Annotated in this window: 17 protein-coding genes; 1 reads left to right on the top strand and 16 read right to left on the bottom strand. The window is 61.4% G+C overall.

Annotated features, from left to right (window positions below; translation table 11 throughout):
• Positions 1 to 17 precede the first annotated feature (17 nt).
• Positions 18 to 1,085, top strand: a complete 1,068-nt coding sequence (locus FA94_RS27355; RefSeq protein WP_167444675.1) for a glycosyltransferase family 9 protein — start codon at positions 18 to 20, stop codon at positions 1,083 to 1,085.
• 192 nt (positions 1,086 to 1,277) lie between these two features.
• Here the strand turns inward: FA94_RS27355 and FA94_RS27350 are convergent, their stop codons facing one another.
• From FA94_RS27350 to FA94_RS39265, 16 genes are all read right to left on the bottom strand, one after another.
• Positions 1,278 to 1,640: a BrnA antitoxin family protein gene (locus FA94_RS27350; RefSeq protein WP_035557136.1), complete on the bottom strand. Its 363-nt coding sequence runs from the start codon at positions 1,638 to 1,640 to the stop codon at positions 1,278 to 1,280.
• A complete protein-coding gene (locus FA94_RS27345) occupies positions 1,624 to 1,893 on the bottom strand; it encodes a BrnT family toxin (protein WP_035557135.1) in 270 nt (89 codons plus the stop codon). The genes FA94_RS27350 and FA94_RS27345 overlap by 17 nt, the downstream gene beginning before the upstream one ends.
• A gap of 125 nt (positions 1,894 to 2,018) precedes the next feature.
• Positions 2,019 to 3,191, bottom strand: coding sequence for a DUF3396 domain-containing protein (locus FA94_RS27340; RefSeq protein ID WP_051980783.1), 1,173 nt, complete (start codon positions 3,189 to 3,191; stop codon positions 2,019 to 2,021).
• 9 nt (positions 3,192 to 3,200) lie between these two features.
• Positions 3,201 to 3,935: a VRR-NUC domain-containing protein gene (locus tag FA94_RS27335; protein WP_035557133.1), complete on the bottom strand. Its 735-nt coding sequence runs from the start codon at positions 3,933 to 3,935 to the stop codon at positions 3,201 to 3,203.
• Entirely contained in the window at positions 3,932 to 4,453 is a 522-nt protein-coding gene (locus FA94_RS27330) for a PAAR domain-containing protein (protein ID WP_035557131.1), read from the bottom strand. The genes FA94_RS27335 and FA94_RS27330 overlap by 4 nt, the downstream gene beginning before the upstream one ends.
• 524 nt (positions 4,454 to 4,977) lie before the next feature.
• A complete protein-coding gene (locus FA94_RS27320) occupies positions 4,978 to 6,063 on the bottom strand; it encodes a phage late control D family protein (protein WP_035557120.1) in 1,086 nt (361 codons plus the stop codon).
• Positions 6,063 to 6,494 (bottom strand): phage tail protein, encoded by a 432-nt coding sequence (locus tag FA94_RS27315; protein ID WP_035557118.1) that lies wholly within the window; start codon positions 6,492 to 6,494, stop codon positions 6,063 to 6,065. Before FA94_RS27315 ends, FA94_RS27320 begins: the two co-directional genes overlap by 1 nt.
• A gap of 15 nt (positions 6,495 to 6,509) precedes the next feature.
• The gene (locus tag FA94_RS27310; RefSeq protein WP_035557115.1) at positions 6,510 to 9,389 is read right to left on the bottom strand and encodes a phage tail tape measure protein; all 2,880 of its coding nucleotides are present in this window, start codon (positions 9,387 to 9,389) and stop codon (positions 6,510 to 6,512) included.
• On the bottom strand, positions 9,382 to 9,507 hold the full coding sequence (locus FA94_RS38230) for a GpE family phage tail protein (protein ID WP_081936148.1): 126 nt from the start codon (positions 9,505 to 9,507) through the stop codon (positions 9,382 to 9,384). Before FA94_RS38230 ends, FA94_RS27310 begins: the two co-directional genes overlap by 8 nt.
• Before the next feature lie 8 nt (positions 9,508 to 9,515).
• Entirely contained in the window at positions 9,516 to 9,866 is a 351-nt protein-coding gene (locus FA94_RS27305) for a phage tail assembly protein (RefSeq protein WP_035557114.1), read from the bottom strand.
• 81 nt (positions 9,867 to 9,947) lie between these two features.
• A complete protein-coding gene (locus tag FA94_RS27300; protein WP_035557112.1) occupies positions 9,948 to 10,457 on the bottom strand; it encodes a phage major tail tube protein in 510 nt (169 codons plus the stop codon).
• Positions 10,458 to 10,472: 15 nt separating this feature from the next.
• A complete protein-coding gene (locus FA94_RS27295) occupies positions 10,473 to 11,645 on the bottom strand; it encodes a phage tail sheath protein (RefSeq protein ID WP_035557109.1) in 1,173 nt (390 codons plus the stop codon).
• A 63-nt stretch (positions 11,646 to 11,708) separates the two neighbouring features.
• Complete coding sequence (locus FA94_RS27290) at positions 11,709 to 12,065, bottom strand: hypothetical protein (protein WP_035557106.1); 357 nt, start codon at positions 12,063 to 12,065, stop codon at positions 11,709 to 11,711.
• 47 nt (positions 12,066 to 12,112) lie between these two features.
• The gene (locus tag FA94_RS27285) at positions 12,113 to 12,295 is read right to left on the bottom strand and encodes a hypothetical protein (protein ID WP_035557103.1); all 183 of its coding nucleotides are present in this window, start codon (positions 12,293 to 12,295) and stop codon (positions 12,113 to 12,115) included.
• A 35-nt stretch (positions 12,296 to 12,330) separates the two neighbouring features.
• The gene (locus FA94_RS39270) at positions 12,331 to 12,747 is read right to left on the bottom strand and encodes an XkdW family protein (RefSeq protein WP_035557101.1); all 417 of its coding nucleotides are present in this window, start codon (positions 12,745 to 12,747) and stop codon (positions 12,331 to 12,333) included.
• Between the two features lie 11 nt (positions 12,748 to 12,758).
• Entirely contained in the window at positions 12,759 to 15,404 is a 2,646-nt protein-coding gene (locus FA94_RS39265) for a hypothetical protein (RefSeq protein WP_051980781.1), read from the bottom strand.
• Between the last annotated feature and the right edge of the window lie 2 nt (positions 15,405 to 15,406).

Genomic DNA, 15,406 nt, shown 5'->3' with positions numbered 1-15,406 from the left:
TTCATCCGGGGAAGTCAATGGCAGGTATCGGCCGCAGAACACTCAAGAACAGGCTGTCAATTCCGCAAGCGCTGTCCGTGTCGAACATTAAACGCAATGCGTTAATGCTTCTCAGTGGACAGCAGCTTTTGATTGCAAGTGATGCCCCTCAGACCACGCGAAAACTCTTGTGGTATTACGACTGGGCGACGATCGGCGATTCCATCATGGACCTGTCGCAGAGGTTTCTGATCGACTCGCGCATAACCATCGACTTGTGCATGCCTCATGGCCCAATAGAGCTGTTTATCGGGGACGAGCGATTCCGGCGCGTGTCTCGTTCGCTGGATGATTGCGACGCGCGATACGACATGGTGATTGTCCAGAGTTTGTCGACGAAAACCATTTTCAAGAAACTCCAATACCATCCGTTCACGCCGTGGCTGTCGATCATGGCGCATCGTAGGGACGAGCGTTTTTCGAGGATTCAGCTCGCCTATGAGCAGATCGCGCGCGTTTTCAAGCCGCGCGAAGCTGGTCCGATCGAACCGGCATTGACGGTCCCGGCGCAAGGCACAAGGCGGCCGCAGCCGTTCACTATTTCGATCGCGGTCGGCGGCGGCGACAAGCGCCGCACGTACGGAAATTGGGCAGAGCTTGTGCGCCTGATTTCTTCGAGTTGGCCGGAGCAGATTCCGGGTCCGAGTTTTATCCTGATTGGCGCAGGCGAGACGGCGCTCGATACGGTCAGGGCAGTTTGCGAACAACAGGACTGCGGTCACGTCGAGTCACACATCGACCTGCCGAATGTGGCCGCCGCGGCCGAGCTGATACAGCGGAGTTCGTTTTTTATCGGCGCAGACGGCGGGTTGATGCACATCGCCGCAGCCTTGGGGAAACCCGGCGTCGCGATCTTCTGTGAAATCAAGCCCGAGTGGCGGCTCCACTCAAACTCAAAGATACGCCCTGTCTTTTCGGAGCGGGATATCAACAGCATTGCAGCGGCGAGAGTGGCCAGCGAGGTGACAAACTATTGTCGCGAACTTTCGCGGGGAACCAGCGAAGTTCGCTCGATGCGGCAACGCGCATTATCAAACGTGCGCTAGTAAAAGGACATTGCGGCTGAATAACCCCCCTCACCCACTCGTAAAAAAGCCTGCGCTCAGCAGGCTTTTTCGTGTCCACTTTCGAAGACCGTTTCCGTTACGTAGATAAATTTACGGGTTGTTTCACCGCATATGCGAAAAAGGGGCATCAAATGCCCCTGGCTTAAACCGTAAAGAAAACGATCGTTTTCTTTAGATAGATTTCTGGCGGCCGTGAATCATGCCGTGCGAGCTGGCCCACTCACGAAGGGCGTCGTTCATACGCGATTGCCATCCGGCGCCCGTGCCTTTGAAAGCGTCGATAAGGTCAGGATCGAGCCTGATCGTCGTGCGTACCTTGTGCTGGTCGATCGGCGTCGCCGGCCGGCCGGGACGCTTAAGCAATGCCTCTGCGGCTTGGTTGCCGACCATCGCCGGCAGCGCTTCACGCGCGGGGCGCATGCGGTTCAATTGCGCATCGGTAAGCGGCAGATTGTCCGCATCGCTCTCGGCCGCCTTGGTAAGTGCCGCATCTTCTGCGGCGCTGGGGATATGAAATTTACGCTTCGTTGACATATTTGATCACCTCTCTACGGTTGGCCTTGCGCAGACTGATTGGGCGTAGCGTTTCGCCGCGCATAGTGAAGGAAAGCGAGTAGATGCGATCGCCTATCGGGCCGAGAGCATTAAACCGCTTTTCGTTGTAATCGAATCGGTCGTCGATCCAGACTACCGCGATGTCCATCTCGAATGCTTCGGCCATCGCCAGCGAAACGCCGTGCTTGCCTTGGTTGATTTGATCTTTGGCCGGGTCGAATTCGATTTGCATGTCATTATTGTATGCACAAAAATTATGACTTGCAAGCTATTTTTGTGCATACAAAAAGCCGGGTATGAACCCGGCTTTCTGTCGGGCTATTGCCCAACCCCCATAGATTGAAAATCTGCCAGTACTCAGGCCGCCGGTAAGCCCATTCGCTCCCGAAGCTTTTTGGTTTGCGTCTCGATCGCTGTTCGGTCGTCCGTGACCTTTGGTGTCTTGTGCAGTTCGACCCACCACGCGTTGATCTGGTCGTCCGGCACGGCGAACCGGCGCAACCATCTTTCAGTGCTAACAGCGGTGCTTAGTAGCGGTGCGGTGCTGTCGAGCGTCCCGTCCTGCAATGTGTCGAGTGTGTCGACGACGATCGGGTGCAGCGCGTTGTTGAGGATCACGTATGCCGCTGGAGGCAGAACCGGCTTACCCGGTCCGTCCGAGATGCCTGTCTCTGGTGCGGCCCCAGCCTGGATAAGCAGGCCGCCATTGCCCAAGGGTTGGCTGATGTACCAGTCAGGCGGGAGTGCGAGCGATGAAGCTCCGCCGACCTCGCGGACCAGCTCCGCGTTAAGTGCGGTTAGCCAGTCAACGGTTTTGATCTTGGTGAACAGCTTTCGCACGTTCGATCGCATGGGGTCGCCTACATCTATACCCGGCCCGAAGCGACGTGCGTAGAAATACTCGCTCGCTTCGTTAGGCCTACGTCCCATCGGAGGCACGTTGACCGCAAAGCCGGCGTGACCATGGACGGTCGGCAGGGCCTCGGCGAAGGCGTTAAACATCGCCTGAAACCGGGCGGGGCGATGCACGAGGAACGCCCGGGGCACGGTGAAGGTGATTGCGTCGAGGCCGCGATTGCGCTCAGCTTTCCAGTCGCTAAGGGCAAACGCGGTGAAATCGTAGAAACCAGTGGCGAGCTTGTGGTCTGCGCTCGTCATGGCTACGGCCAGGGTCTGGTTCGCGGGAACCGTCTTCGCCAGACGCTCGAATCCGTGTGCCGGGTCGTGCGCGGACGGTTCTTCGCCCTCAGCATAGAGCCACCGCAGGGGCCCGGTCTTGGATGGTGATTTGCCGGCTGCCGCTTCGAGGGCTTGGCAGTACTCTTCGATCACCGCACGGTACTGCTCGAAGCAACTGATCAGCGCCTGTCGGACCTCGGGAGTGAAGCCGTTGCGGAAGTACAGCGTGCCCCGAACCACCAGCGCCGCGCCGGTTATTCCCTTGCGGCGTGGGGGCTCGTAGAGCCCGAATGGCATCGTGTCCGCGCGTCGCGGATCTTTTGCCCAGGCTTCAATCTCGTCGTTTGTCATCGCGTCAACTTACCAGGCAGGAACAGGGATCGGGGCAGGCGGCGTCGGCGCGAGCGGCGGGCTGCCGGGTGCGCTACTGCCGCCGCCGTACAGTTCATCAAGGTCCGATTGTGGCGCGGGTTGCTTCGAAGAAGCGGTTTGCTTCTGTCCTTCTCCGTCACCGCAACCGCATTCGGCGGCATCAAGGTGTGCAAACTTCGCCGGACTGCCTGCAATCTCGACGTAATCAGCCTCTTGGTCCGGGCCGTATCGGTCCCCAGGGAATTTCATTTCGACAACCGTCTTGATGTTCGATTGTACGGGCGGTTGCGTCGGGTCGTTGACGATCACCACATCGGGACGCCGGACGTCTCCGGGCTGGTACGCCTTGCCCTTTCCGGGCCACACATCGCGAATCCATTGGCGAATGCTGGAGTGGGGCTCAAGCGGATCGTCGTAATCCATGATTGGGGACGGCGGTTCGGCGGTCATGTCGTAGGGCTGCTCCGGACGGTATTCGGTCGGGGCCCCCGTTTCCATTCTTGAGACCTCATTGACCAGATCCAGGCGCTGTTCGACGCACCGCTGACGCTGCACGGATCCGGCTTTAGTGGCGACGCCGATCTGCCGGCATTTGCAGAATGTGTGACACAGAATTTCGCGGTCCTTCGGCGACAGTCGGGCGGCGCTGGCGCCGACCTGGGTAGTTTGGCCTTCGCCTGGACTCATGCCCCCCGACGACGATCCCGGTGCGTATCCGGTCATGCCTCGGTCCCCGGTTGGTGGAACGATAGGGATGAGGCTTGATGCCCTTCGAGCCATTCGGTAAACCCGTTCGCGTCGGTCTTCCCTTGAATCACGCGTCCATCCGATGACGTGACGGTGTATGGGTGACTCGCGAGGGGCTGCCGCGTGGCGTCATCGAGCACCTGAAATCGACCGCGCTGGGGCGTGTCCTGGCTCGCTTGCGACAACACGCTCTTGCCGCCGCCGATGGACCCATGCGGGCCGCTGGTGGGCTCGGCGGTGGCGGTGCCTTGGCTGGCGATGAGCGATGCGCCGCACGCGGTCTTGTCGCCCTCAGATGCAACAGGGCGACCGTCGAACGTCATGCCGAGATTCTTCACGTCGACGATGGGATAAATCCCGCCGCACTTCGGGCAAGAAACCTTGTCGCCCAACAACGCTAGCGGCTTGCTATCGACCATGTTGGTCACGGTGCAGGCGAGCACGCGACCTCCATGTGAGGTCGTGTCCCCCTCACGAATGAACGCAAATCCCATAATGCATACACTCCCTTTTTTGGTCTGATGAATGTAGCACGTGCTATTTCAGGAGCGAAAGCGAACGGGGATTAAGAGATGCGGGACGGGCTTAACAAAGCGGCGAAGATAAATGATCTAGACGCGTTCCTGATCCGGACTGGATTTGGGGCGGCGGAGATTTCCGGGGTTCCGGTTTAACACTCCTCTGTTGTCGAGAATGCGGGCGACAAACAGGACCGTAAGCAAAATCAGGGTTACGTAGACAGCGCCGATGATCTCGCCAGACGATGCAGATTTGCCCGGCTTCCATGCGGAGGGCGCCGTAACACTGACGCAGGCGGGCAAGGTCGAAATGCTCGTGGGCGCGTCAGGCTCAAGCGCGTCTATGTTGTCTTTGACGGCTTTATGGAAGCCCGCTCCGGTGCACGCTATTGGCATCGCATTCGCTCTCTCAGAGTGGCCGCATGCTCCGCAGTTTGCGGAGCATGCGGCATGCATGTCCGGTCAGAACTGACCGTCAGCACTCTATCAAAAGAACCTTTCTAGCCACCTTTCCGGAAGTGCGAGCGGTGCCGGGCAGTGGTCGGATCGTCTCGCATTTCCATTTCTAGCGCCGTTTCGAATCCACTATCGTTGATCGTGTGCGTCGCCTTCTTCACCAGCCACGGCGTTGCGTCGATCTCCGGTTTGAAGCCTGAAACGGTCACGGGCATTTCGGGGAAGGCATCGGGCCGCGCTCGGGCAAGCGTGTAGTCGAACGTCGCCTGGCTGCGCTGCGTGCGGTCATACTCGGCCTGCGCTGCCGCGCGTGCTTCGGCTTCTGTCGCATAGTCTTCTGGCAGCACCTTCATGTTCTTGTTGTTCTCACCGCCGATCACAACCGACTTGCGTTTGCCCTTCGTGTTGGAGTGATAATGCGCGCGCACACCCGCATAGCTTTCGCGCTGCGCGACGTGGTAACGGTGTCGGTCGCCGCTCGAGCGCGTCAGTGCGATTACGCCTAGCGGCTTGCCGCTTACCGTCTTGCCGGTGCCGATCGGCATGAACAGCAGACGCAAATCCTTCACGTTCATCACGGCGTCGTAACGCTTCGCGAGGCGCGTCAGAAACGACATGTCGCTTTCGTGGGTCTGGTCGATGTGGTCGATCAGGATCTTCGCAATCGTGGCGCCGATCGCCGGCTTGAGCGAGTGGCGCGTCGCGATCGCGCGCACGATCGCGCCGAGCGTCTGCCCGTGCCAGCTCTTTTCCCGGCGCTCGTGCATTGCATTCGTCATCGACGCCGAGCGGGCGCGCACGGTGATGATATCCGGCGCGCCGCTGTGTTCGGCTTCGTTGACGGTGAATGTCCCCTTGTCGATCAGCGGCTCGCCGACCCAGCCGATCGATACCTTGATTTCAGCGCCGCGCTTCGGAATCGCAAGGTCGTTTTTCGAGTCGTCGAGCACGAGGTCGAGCATGTCGGCTTCGTCGCCGCGCGACTCTGAAATCGACAGGGAAATGAGACGCGGTGCGATGAGGCGCGACAGGTCGCGGCCGTCGAGCGTCACGCGATAGTCGGCCTGCGGTTCGACGCGATCGACCGGCGCGGCCGTTCGCCCGGTGGCGTTGTTTTTGTCCGCGAACATTATTCGCCCTCCTCGTCGGCCTTCTGCGCCTTCTGTTTCACCATCGAGAGCGCTTCATCGTCGACGCGTTTCAGCGTCAGCGAAAATTCGATCTTTCGCGGGATGCCTTCGGTCGTGTGATAGGTCTGCGTCTCGTTCAGCGAGTCGATGGTGAAAGCGCCGTACACATTGCCTGCGCCGTCCACCAGCACATACGCGTCGCCCGCGTCGCCCATCGTCGCCAGCTCCTTGATTGACGCAATCGAGCCGACCGACTCGGGCGCGACGGTGCCAGCGAGCGTGATCGTGTCATCGCCCACGCCGACGAACTGGCTTGAGTCGCGGGCGCCGACTCGCGAGCTGGTGCGGTGTTTCCAGTTGCGTTGACGCTGCAACTCCTTGAACGGTGCCGAGGTCAGGCTAAACACAAACTGGTCGAGGGACATCATCATGTCTGTTTTCTCCGCTTACTGGTCCGACAGGCTCGATCCACGGCGAGCCTGTTGCGAACGCGTCGCGCGCTCCAGCTCGGCGCGCACCATGCGTCCGATTTCAGCCGGGTCCATGCCCGGAGCCGCGTGAATGTGAATGGTGATCGGGCCGAACGCCGCCGGTGCCGCATTACCGACCGCGCTGGCGGCCGCTGGTGCCGCTGTCAGGGGTGGCCGGGTATCAATGGGTACGGTCGCCCGAACGATCGGGACAGAGGCCGCCTGTGCGATCGCGGTGCCCTTGGCCAGCGCCGGCATCCCGAACGAGGTTGCCGCGATCGTGGCGAGGCCGATCGCCGCCTTCGCTACCCGCCCCTGTTCGCCTTCCATGCCGATCGCTGCGCCCTGCCCGATGAAGCCGCCCAGCTCGCCGAATACGCGGCTTGGACTATGGATGCCGAGCTTTTCTTTGAACCATCCGACAGTCGAATCAGCGACGCCTGTAATCGCGTCCTTCACCGCGCCTAGCCCGCTGGTGATGCCGTTGACCAGGCCGGAAAGGAGGTTCGCGCCGAACTCGGTGAACGTCGCCGGCATGTCGATGCCGAACCATGACAGCACGCCGGCGAATGCCTTGTAAAAGAGACCGAGCGGCGACCAATTCAGGATCAGCGCGCCAATGCCCAGCAGGCCGCCGTTCGCGGCGGTCTGCATATCGGCGAACAACCCGTCGACAACGCCGCCGGCCATCTGTTTAGCCCGGTCCCATCCGGCGCTGATACCGTCGCCGATTGCCGAACCCTTCTCCTTGACCCAATCGACGGATGCGCCCCATTTCGATGAGACCCAATCCCACGCTTTGCCCGCGCCGGCCTTGATGCCCGCCCACATCTTCGCGAACTTGGGACCGAGCGTGTCCCAGTTTTTCCAGATCAGGAACGTGCCGAGCGCGATCAGGCTGATTACCGCGATCAGCGGATTCGCCATCGCCAGCCGGCCGAGCAGCATGAGCGCCTGTCCGGCTATGCGCAGACTCCCGACGACGCCGCCACGCAGCAGCGACGACAGGCCGCCGAATACGGCGCGCAACATCCCGCCCTTCATGCCGAGCGTGGTCATGCTGAATTTAAGGACCGCCATCGGGCCGAGTATGCCGGCCAGCACAATCGTCAACGTACCGGCGACGACCAGCAACGCGGCGAGCGCGGCAAGCGTGACGAGAATTACGCGGGAGGCCGTCTGATGTTCCTTCATGAATCCGTTGATCTTGTCGACGGCAGACGAGGTTTTATCAAGCGCGGCGTTATAGATCGGAATGATCTTTTCGCCCATCTCTTCTTTCAGGTCTTTTAGTTTGGACAGCGCGGCCAGCTCCTTCCCTTCCGTTTGCTCGCGGCCGAGCTTGTCGAGGTCGTCGATACCGTAAGCCCCCTTGTTCAGCCGCTCGCTCTTGTGAATCTGGTCACGCTGCAGGTACATCGTCGAAAACAGGTTCGCGCCGTTGCCGTTCGTCATGATGGTGGCGAACTCGCTGAGAACCTTTTCCTTGTCGGTGATGCCCTTCGCGGCCAGCTTCGGCAGCAGGACTTTTTCCATCCATTCGAACGGTGACTGGTTGTAAAGCTCGTGGCCGATCAGCGCGTTGGGCTTGATGCGCTTGACCGTTCCTGTCGTGGTGTACTCGACGGACTTCTTGTCGACGAGTCCCAGATCCACCATGCGCTTTGCGGCGCGCACGGTAGTCTTGCCTTGCATTAGGTTGCTGTACGCGGCAGAAACGCCGGTGCCCGCGGCATGCCCGCCCATTTCCTGAATCAGCGGCTCCATCTGGTAAAAGAACGCGTCCTGCCGCATCTGCTTGGCCGCCGTCTTGCCCGTCTGGATGAAGTTGCGCCACTCGTCGCCGCCCACGCGGCCGCCGGTCGCGGACAGCACCTTTTGAACCATGTTCGCTTCACTCTTGAACGTCGCTTCGTTCTTGGTGCCGCCGCGCAGCTCAATGACCTTGAGCATGTTCATGAACTTCTCTTCGTTCTCGTGCCCCTGTTCTCCGCCGAACATGGCTTCATTCGCGAACTTCATTTTTGTCAGCGTCGGCATGGCCATCTGAGCATGATGCTCGTCGGCAAAAATCGACATACTGTCGCGCATCAAGGTCATCTTTTCGGCGAGGCTGGTGCCGGTCGCGTCCATCTTTCGCACGTAGGCTTCAGCGTCTTTGGTCGCATGGTCGCCGAGGCCGAGCGCCGTAATACGGCCGCGCTCGTTCTGCACCTTCTTCGCTTCGTCGAGGGATTCATGCATACCGCCCAGCATGTCCATGCCGGTCGAGCGCGCGGCATAGCCGCCGACCGCCATGCCGGCGGCCACACCCTGAATGGATTTCATGCTTTTGCGGGCGGTCGCCAGCTTGCGCTCGCGTTCGCTGATTGCATCGAGCTTGCCCATCTGCGCATTCATCGTGGCCGTGGTGGCCGCGATGTTCGTGCGCAGCTCGCGTTCGTGCTGCGACAGATTGCGCGTATCGATGCCAGCGCCGGCGAGGCGTTCGCGCATCTCCTGCAGGCCAGCCGTCTGTTTCTTCTGTTCGGCGCCGAGCTGGGAGGCGGCCTGCCTTGCCTTCGCCAGTTCGCCCGTCATCTGCTGCGAGGGCGGCCCGAACGCGCGCAGCGAGCCGGCCAGCTCCTTCACCCGGCCGCGTGCCGCGTTGAGCTTGGTGGACGTGTTCGTCAGGCCTGCGTGCATCTCGCGGAATTTGCCAACGTCCTTTTGCGTCTTGCCCATATCGGCCAGCTCGCGCCGCGTTTCCTTGAGCGAGCTGGCGAGCCCCTTGTTACCGGCGAGCATGGTTTTCAGGGGCTTCGTGATGCCGTCGATCATGTCGAACATCACGCGCAGTTTCAGGGCGTTATCCATCGTTATTCGTTCCGCTTCGTAGTCGCGCGCGCTCGCGCCATTCCATCAGCTCGGCCGGGTAATAGGCGTCCATCGTGGCCGGTGTCCATCCGCTGAAAACCGTCGCGATATCCGCCATCGCGTCTTCTACGCGTTCAGGGAGTCCAGCTTCGCTTTCATTTCCTTCGGCATTAAAAAACCGGCGAAGATACCTCCCAATTGCACGAGGTCGGCCGGGTCGAGCTGCGCCACGTCCATTTCGGTGAGCGTGGGCGTGCTGATACGCGGCAGCACCTTTTGCAGCGAGGCGATATCGAGGTCGACGAGGCTCGACAGCGACGTGCCGCGCAGCTCGCCTGAGGTCGGCCGGCGCAGCGTGATATCGGTGATGGTCTGCGCACCACGCCTGATCGGAAAATCGAGCGTGTGCGTGTTCGGGTCTTTGGCCGCCGGCGCGGTGGTGTCGAGGTCTTGCGAAGCGGTGTCTTTCGTGGTCATGGTTGTATCCGTGCGGGTGGTGAGTGTGATTGCGAATGTGACTGATGAGGCCTGCCCGATCGAGGGGCAGGCCTGCGCGTGTTACAGGCCGATCGCGTTGCGAAGTTGCTGCAGCAGGTCGACGCCGTTGATCTTCTCGATCATGTTGATGAAGTCCATCTCAATGAGGTCTTCGCCGTTCACGGAAAGCTTGTAATAGCTCGCCACGGTCGTCATCTTCATTTCGGTGTCTTCCTTCGGCTTCGCGGAGCCGAAGTCGATTTCCTTGTGCCGGCCCTTCACGACGACTTCGATCGAGTCGTAGCCTCCCTTGTCTTCGGCCTGATAGCCGCCCGCGAATCGCAGCAAAACGCCATCGTGTTTCGTGATGCCGTATTGCTTGAGAACGTCCGGCATGAAGCCGCCGCACGTCCATTCGAGCTGGATCGCCTCCTGCCCGAAGTCGATCTGAATCGGGCCGCTCATGCCGCCGCCCTGATAGTCCTCCATCTTGCGCGTCAGCTTCGGCAGCGTGATTTCCTTCGTTTGCCCGACAAAGTTCGTCCCGTTATGAAACAGGTTGAAGCCCTTCATTTTGCGTGGCATGCCCATCTTTCTTACTCCCTGTTAGGCCGTGACGCGTGAGGCGAAATCGGCGAGATAGCGGTCGGTGATGCGCTGGCGAAGCATCAGGTTTTCGAGCGGCGGAACCGGGCAATAGTCATAGTCGATGTACGACTTGCCCGATTTGAGAACGTCGGTCGTGTTCGGCTCCGGGTCGAACCACGACGAGCCGTCGATCAGATAGCCCTGCGATTTCCACTCGCGGAACTTGCCGTTGATGCTTTCGATAATGTCGCGCGCGAGCGACGGATTCAGCGGCCCGTCGACGACCGGCATCTGTGCTTCGGCCATCGTGTCGGCCAGCACCTGTGCGGTGCGCGTGTAGTTCTCGAACGCGAACAGCGGATCGTCCGAGCAGGTGCGCGAGCCCCAGAAGCGATAACCGTTCCGGTTGATCAGCGTCGTCACGTCCTGTTCGTTGAGGTAGCCGGCATCGGTGTCCGGATCTTGCAGATCCCACGAAACCGGCAGGCTGATACCCGTCACGCCACTAACCGCGACGTTAGAAAGCGTCTTGTGCCAGCCGGTCGCCTCGTCGATAAGCGCACGCAAACCAACGGCGTAGGCCGTGGCCGGGACTTCGACCGTCTGGTTGGCGTTGTCGTCCCACGCAAGAAAGTTCGGCCAGATCACCATGACTTCGCGCGCGCTGAACTGCTTGCGGTAGGCCGTGGCTTCTTCCTTCGTCTTTGCGCCGGCGGCGTAGATGTAGGCGAAGCCTTTCAGCGCCTTCGCCGTGGCGGCCAGCTCGGTCCCCACGGCCTGCGTATCGAGCATGGGCGCGGCGACAATGCGCGGCTTCACGCCGAGCGAGGCCTGTGCCGAACGCAGCGCCTTGAGGCCGGTGTACTTGCCATCGGCCGTCACCTTGCCGATGACGTTCGAGGTCGTTTCGGCTTCGTCCTTGCCTTCGGCCACGCGCACGACGACCGTAACCGGCTTCGTCTGTTTGCCGATCGCGTTCAGCGTCTTGTAAAGCGTGCCTTTCTTGCCGGCCTTGCCGAGCGCGGAAATAACGTTCGTCAGCAGCACGGGCGTATCGAGCGGGAACGCGGTAGCGTCCGCATCTTCGGCCGTGCAGACGACGCCGACGATCGCCGTCGAGACAGCGCGGATCGGCCGCGTGCCCTGGTTGATTTCTTCGACGCGTACGCCGTGGTGATAGTCCTGCGCCATGTTGTGCCGCTCCTGTAGCTGGGTGGTGTGGGTGTTGTCCCTGTCCCGGTGGATTTGCCGGCGTCAGGCCGGGATGGTTTTCACTGCGTCGGCGACGATTTCGGCGCCCGAAAACAGGTAGCGGTTCTGCGTGCCGAAATACTGCGTCGGATCGGTGTCGCCTTCGGCGGGCTTCGCCTGCACGAGCATTTGTTCTGCGTGGCGAAATGAATCCGAACCCTCGGGCGGAATGCCGGTGAGCGCGATCGCGGTCGCCATGCCGAGCGGGCTTTTACCGGCCTTGAACGTTTCTTCGGTGTAGTAGCTCAGGACCATCGCCGACGTGGTGTTCGAGCTGCGGCTGACGTTGACGCCGTCGATAACGTGATACGCCGCCGGGACGCCGATTGCGTCGATGAGGATTGTTTTCTTGAGTGCCATGTCTGGAGCCCTTCAGGATTGGATAGCGTTGGTGGTGCCAGTGCCGTTTAAGCGGCGGTGCCGGCGTCTGCCGCCGGCGTTTGTGCGGCGTTCATCTGTTCGCCAAACTGCGCATGCGCCGTGTCCATGACCGGCTGTGCAACGCGGTACGGCAGCTCGGCCAGGGCCGCCAGGACGATTTCCATGCGGTCCGTCGGCAAGGTGAGCGTGAGGGTTTTGGGCCTGTTCATCGTTGGTACTCCGGGTTCGGGTTGAAGGCTGTTTTTCAGGCCGGCATGACCGGCCATTGAACGTCGAAAGGAAAGTCGGGTTGTCCGGTCAGGTCACGCAGCGTCTGGCGATACTGTTGCCAGGCGGCCGCTTGAGCTTTCACGTCGGGCGGCGCATCCTGCGGCGGATTGGCCTTGCCGTCCGTCGCGACGAGCAGCCGGTCGCGGTACGTGCGGATCAGCATCGCGCGGTAGGTCGACTCGTTCGCGGCGAACTCCGCTTTGAGCGTGCCGGCGTCGGGCTGCGGAATTTCGGCGCTTTTCCAGACCGCAATGAACGGTTCGCCGGTCTGCCTGTTCGTGTCCGGATCAACGGGATGCCCGACGAGAAAATCGCGGCCGTGAACCAGCGCGGGAAACTTCGTCTGGATGACGGTTATCAGCATGTCGTGCGTGTACAGAATGGGTTCCATGTGAGCCGGTCCTATTGATTGCGTAGCCATGTGCCACGGATATAAATTCCGCCGTCGCCGACCCGGCGCAAGCCGATCATGACCCACGGGTCGCCGAGGTCTGCCGTGCCTTCCGAGTGGACATTGACCGCGCCGAATTCGACGACGCCGCTGTTCCAGCGCACTTGCGCGCCGGCGTTTGCCTTGTTGGCCAGATAGTTGGAGAGGTAGCCGCCCCACGCCGCGCCGTAGACGTTGCCGTCCGTCGCGACCCATGCGCCGCCATTGGCCACGCGCACGATGCCCGCAAAAGTCATGTTGCCGCCGTCATCCATCGAGGCAGGGACGGCGTTGTATGCGCTGTTGACCCACTCCATGCCGCCGCCACTGGCACGCCCGCGAATGAACATGGCGGTGCCGTCCGTGCTCTTCAGACCGATTTCGCCATACGCACCAGGCTGCGTCATCAGCAGGCGGCCGGTCATCGTGCCGCCTGCTGTGTTGAGCCTGGTCGCCGGATCGAAATTCCAGCCGCCCCATACGCGAAGCCCATCGCTGCGGGCGATCTCATTACGACCGAACGACCAGGCGTTATTGCGGCCGTCGAGATGGAAAACGATGCTCGGCTCGGACGTGCCCGAGCCGCCTTCATAGGCGTCGATTGCGGCGAGGTGCCGGCCGCCCCAGCGCGTCCAGCGCATGCCCATATAGGCTGTGTTGAAGTTTGGCGCGTCGACCTGAACCGCTGCGATGCGGTTGCCGGTCGTGCTCCAGTCGACGAACGATCCGCCGATATCGCCCGACGACCGGAAAACGCCGTTGGTCCCGGTGACATTCGTGACGTTCGATAAGAACGTGCGCTGTATCGACACAACGTCAGTGCCGAAACGCATTGTTTCGCGAGCGTTGTTCGAAACCGCGAACACGCCATCAGCAACGTGGAAAAAACCGGTATCGGGCGCACCGTCATTGACGAACGACAGCGAGGGATTCGCCGCCGAGCCTTCGTCGAGCAGCAGTCGCCGGCCGGTGGCGAAAGTCACGTCACCGTAGATGGTGCCGCCCTTGCCGAGATCCAGCGGATTCAGATTCCCGGCGTGCCAGACTTCATTGTTCTGCACGGTGAGATTCTTGAGCGCGAAGTCGTATTGATATTGGCCGTACTTCGGCGAGTAGTAGCCCGCCTGCTTGCTGTTCGCAAAGAAGTACCCCTCATTCGGGCCGATCCATAGCTGACCTTCGCTGCCTCGGGTGTTGAGATACATGTTTCCGTTGATGCGGGCGGGGCCGTCGATCTGGATGCGGTTCGTGCCGTCATCGTTGGCGGTGTCGCCGATCAGCACGCGGCCGGACGGCAGCACCTTGATAAACGACTTGTTGCCCGCGATCAGCTCCGTCGAACCGGCCGCAGCCTCCGAGCCAATCGACGCGTTGCCTGCCGTGCGGAAATAGCCATACTGGGTATCTGCTGCAACCCAGGCCGTTACCGTACCGGCGGCGCCGGCGGAATGCGAACCATAGGTGCGGGTGTTGCCGGCGAACTGCGCAATGCTGGTGCCGTCGTCGGTCGAGGTGCCGAACAGAACACGGCCGGACGGCAGGATACGCACGCGCGTAGCGCCGCCGCCGGCGACGAGATCGAGGAAGCCGGCCGCCGCCTCCGAGCCGACCGACACATTCCCGTTCGAACGGAAATAGGCGACCGACGCGTCGGCCGATGCCCATCCGACCGTTGCGCCATACCCGAACCTATGCACGCCACGCGTGCTGACATTGCCGCCGAACTGCGCGATGCTGGTGCCGTCGTCGACCGCCGTGTTGAACAATGCGCGGCCGCCCGCAACGAGACGCAGCACACGAGCCTGCAGCGCGTCGCGTTCGGCGTCGTTCGCCGCGCCATAGTTCAGGCAGAAATCGAGATATTCAGTCCCCCAATTGCCGCCGTTAAAGCCGGCGCGAATCGATGCGGCGAGGCGTGTATTCGTATCGTCGCTGTTGCCGAACGTGCCATAAAAACGCAGCTTGCCTTCGCGGCCGCCTGCCCCGCTTGCGCCTTTTGCGTATAGCTGTGCTTCGGTGTCACCAGCGGCGGCCGCCGCCGATACCGGGCCGCTGAACGCCGCGCCCGTCAGCGCCGCGTAGCGGGTCGCCGCGGTCTTCGGCGTGACGGCGCGCACGTCGTCGGTGCCGGCGTTGACTTCGGCTTGCGTCGCCAGCTCGACGACGCCTTGCCGCTCGGTCGTCGCCGGCGGATTCGTGAAACTGGCGTCACCGAAAACGAGCTGCGCCGCGTCGATCGTGGCGAACTGCACGTCAGACGACAGCAGCACCATGGCCGCCGGCGACTTCTCCATGATCGGACCATCAGCAGCGCTCTGGCTGTAGGCGCCGAACAGCACACCGTTTTCGAGGTACAGGCCGAAGCCGAACAGCTTGTACTGGTCGGGCGTGTCGTCGCGCAACGTGACGTGAATCGTGTCGGGCGCGACGTTGTCGCCGCTGAACGTGGTCAGCCGCTTCAGCTCGCTCGGCAGACTTTTAAGCGTGCGGTCGGACGCGTCAAAGGCGGCTGTGCTGACGCCGATCGCAACGATTTTGTGCGCGCTGGTGCCCGTGTTGCCGGGTGCCACAAGCGCGGCGCGGCCAGCATCGGTGATATGAAAGAGGGCTCCGGCCATGT

This window comes from Burkholderia sp. 9120 (assembly GCF_000745015.1).
GTDB lineage: Bacteria > Pseudomonadota > Gammaproteobacteria > Burkholderiales > Burkholderiaceae > Paraburkholderia.
This window is presented reverse-complemented; position numbering and strand designations above follow the sequence as displayed.

Bases quoted from the DNA above. Each gene is read 5' to 3' on its own strand.
- FA94_RS27350 (WP_035557136.1), bottom strand. From the start codon at position 1,640: ATGTCAACGAAGCGTAAATTTCATATCCCCAGCGCCGCAGAAGATGCG.
- FA94_RS27355 (WP_167444675.1), top strand. From the start codon at position 18: ATGGCAGGTATCGGCCGCAGAACACTCAAGAACAGGCTGTCAATTCCG.
- FA94_RS27315 (WP_035557118.1), bottom strand. From the start codon at position 6,494: ATGATGATGTCCCTCGACCAGTTTGTGTTTAGCCTGACCTCGGCACCG.
- FA94_RS39270 (WP_035557101.1), bottom strand. From the start codon at position 12,747: ATGGAACCCATTCTGTACACGCACGACATGCTGATAACCGTCATCCAG.
- FA94_RS27290 (WP_035557106.1), bottom strand. From the start codon at position 12,065: ATGGCACTCAAGAAAACAATCCTCATCGACGCAATCGGCGTCCCGGCG.
- FA94_RS39265 (WP_051980781.1), bottom strand. From the start codon at position 15,404: ATGGCCGGAGCCCTCTTTCATATCACCGATGCTGGCCGCGCCGCGCTT.
- FA94_RS27310 (WP_035557115.1), bottom strand. From the start codon at position 9,389: ATGGATAACGCCCTGAAACTGCGCGTGATGTTCGACATGATCGACGGC.
- FA94_RS27320 (WP_035557120.1), bottom strand. From the start codon at position 6,063: ATGTTCGCGGACAAAAACAACGCCACCGGGCGAACGGCCGCGCCGGTC.
- FA94_RS27295 (WP_035557109.1), bottom strand. From the start codon at position 11,645: ATGGCGCAGGACTATCACCACGGCGTACGCGTCGAAGAAATCAACCAG.
- FA94_RS27345 (WP_035557135.1), bottom strand. From the start codon at position 1,893: ATGCAAATCGAATTCGACCCGGCCAAAGATCAAATCAACCAAGGCAAG.
- FA94_RS27340 (WP_051980783.1), bottom strand. From the start codon at position 3,191: ATGACAAACGACGAGATTGAAGCCTGGGCAAAAGATCCGCGACGCGCG.
- FA94_RS38230 (WP_081936148.1), bottom strand. From the start codon at position 9,507: ATGGCGGATATCGCGACGGTTTTCAGCGGATGGACACCGGCCACGATG.
- FA94_RS27335 (WP_035557133.1), bottom strand. From the start codon at position 3,935: ATGACCGGATACGCACCGGGATCGTCGTCGGGGGGCATGAGTCCAGGC.
- FA94_RS27300 (WP_035557112.1), bottom strand. From the start codon at position 10,457: ATGGGCATGCCACGCAAAATGAAGGGCTTCAACCTGTTTCATAACGGG.
- FA94_RS27305 (WP_035557114.1), bottom strand. From the start codon at position 9,866: ATGACCACGAAAGACACCGCTTCGCAAGACCTCGACACCACCGCGCCG.
- FA94_RS27285 (WP_035557103.1), bottom strand. From the start codon at position 12,295: ATGAACAGGCCCAAAACCCTCACGCTCACCTTGCCGACGGACCGCATG.
- FA94_RS27330 (WP_035557131.1), bottom strand. From the start codon at position 4,453: ATGGGATTTGCGTTCATTCGTGAGGGGGACACGACCTCACATGGAGGT.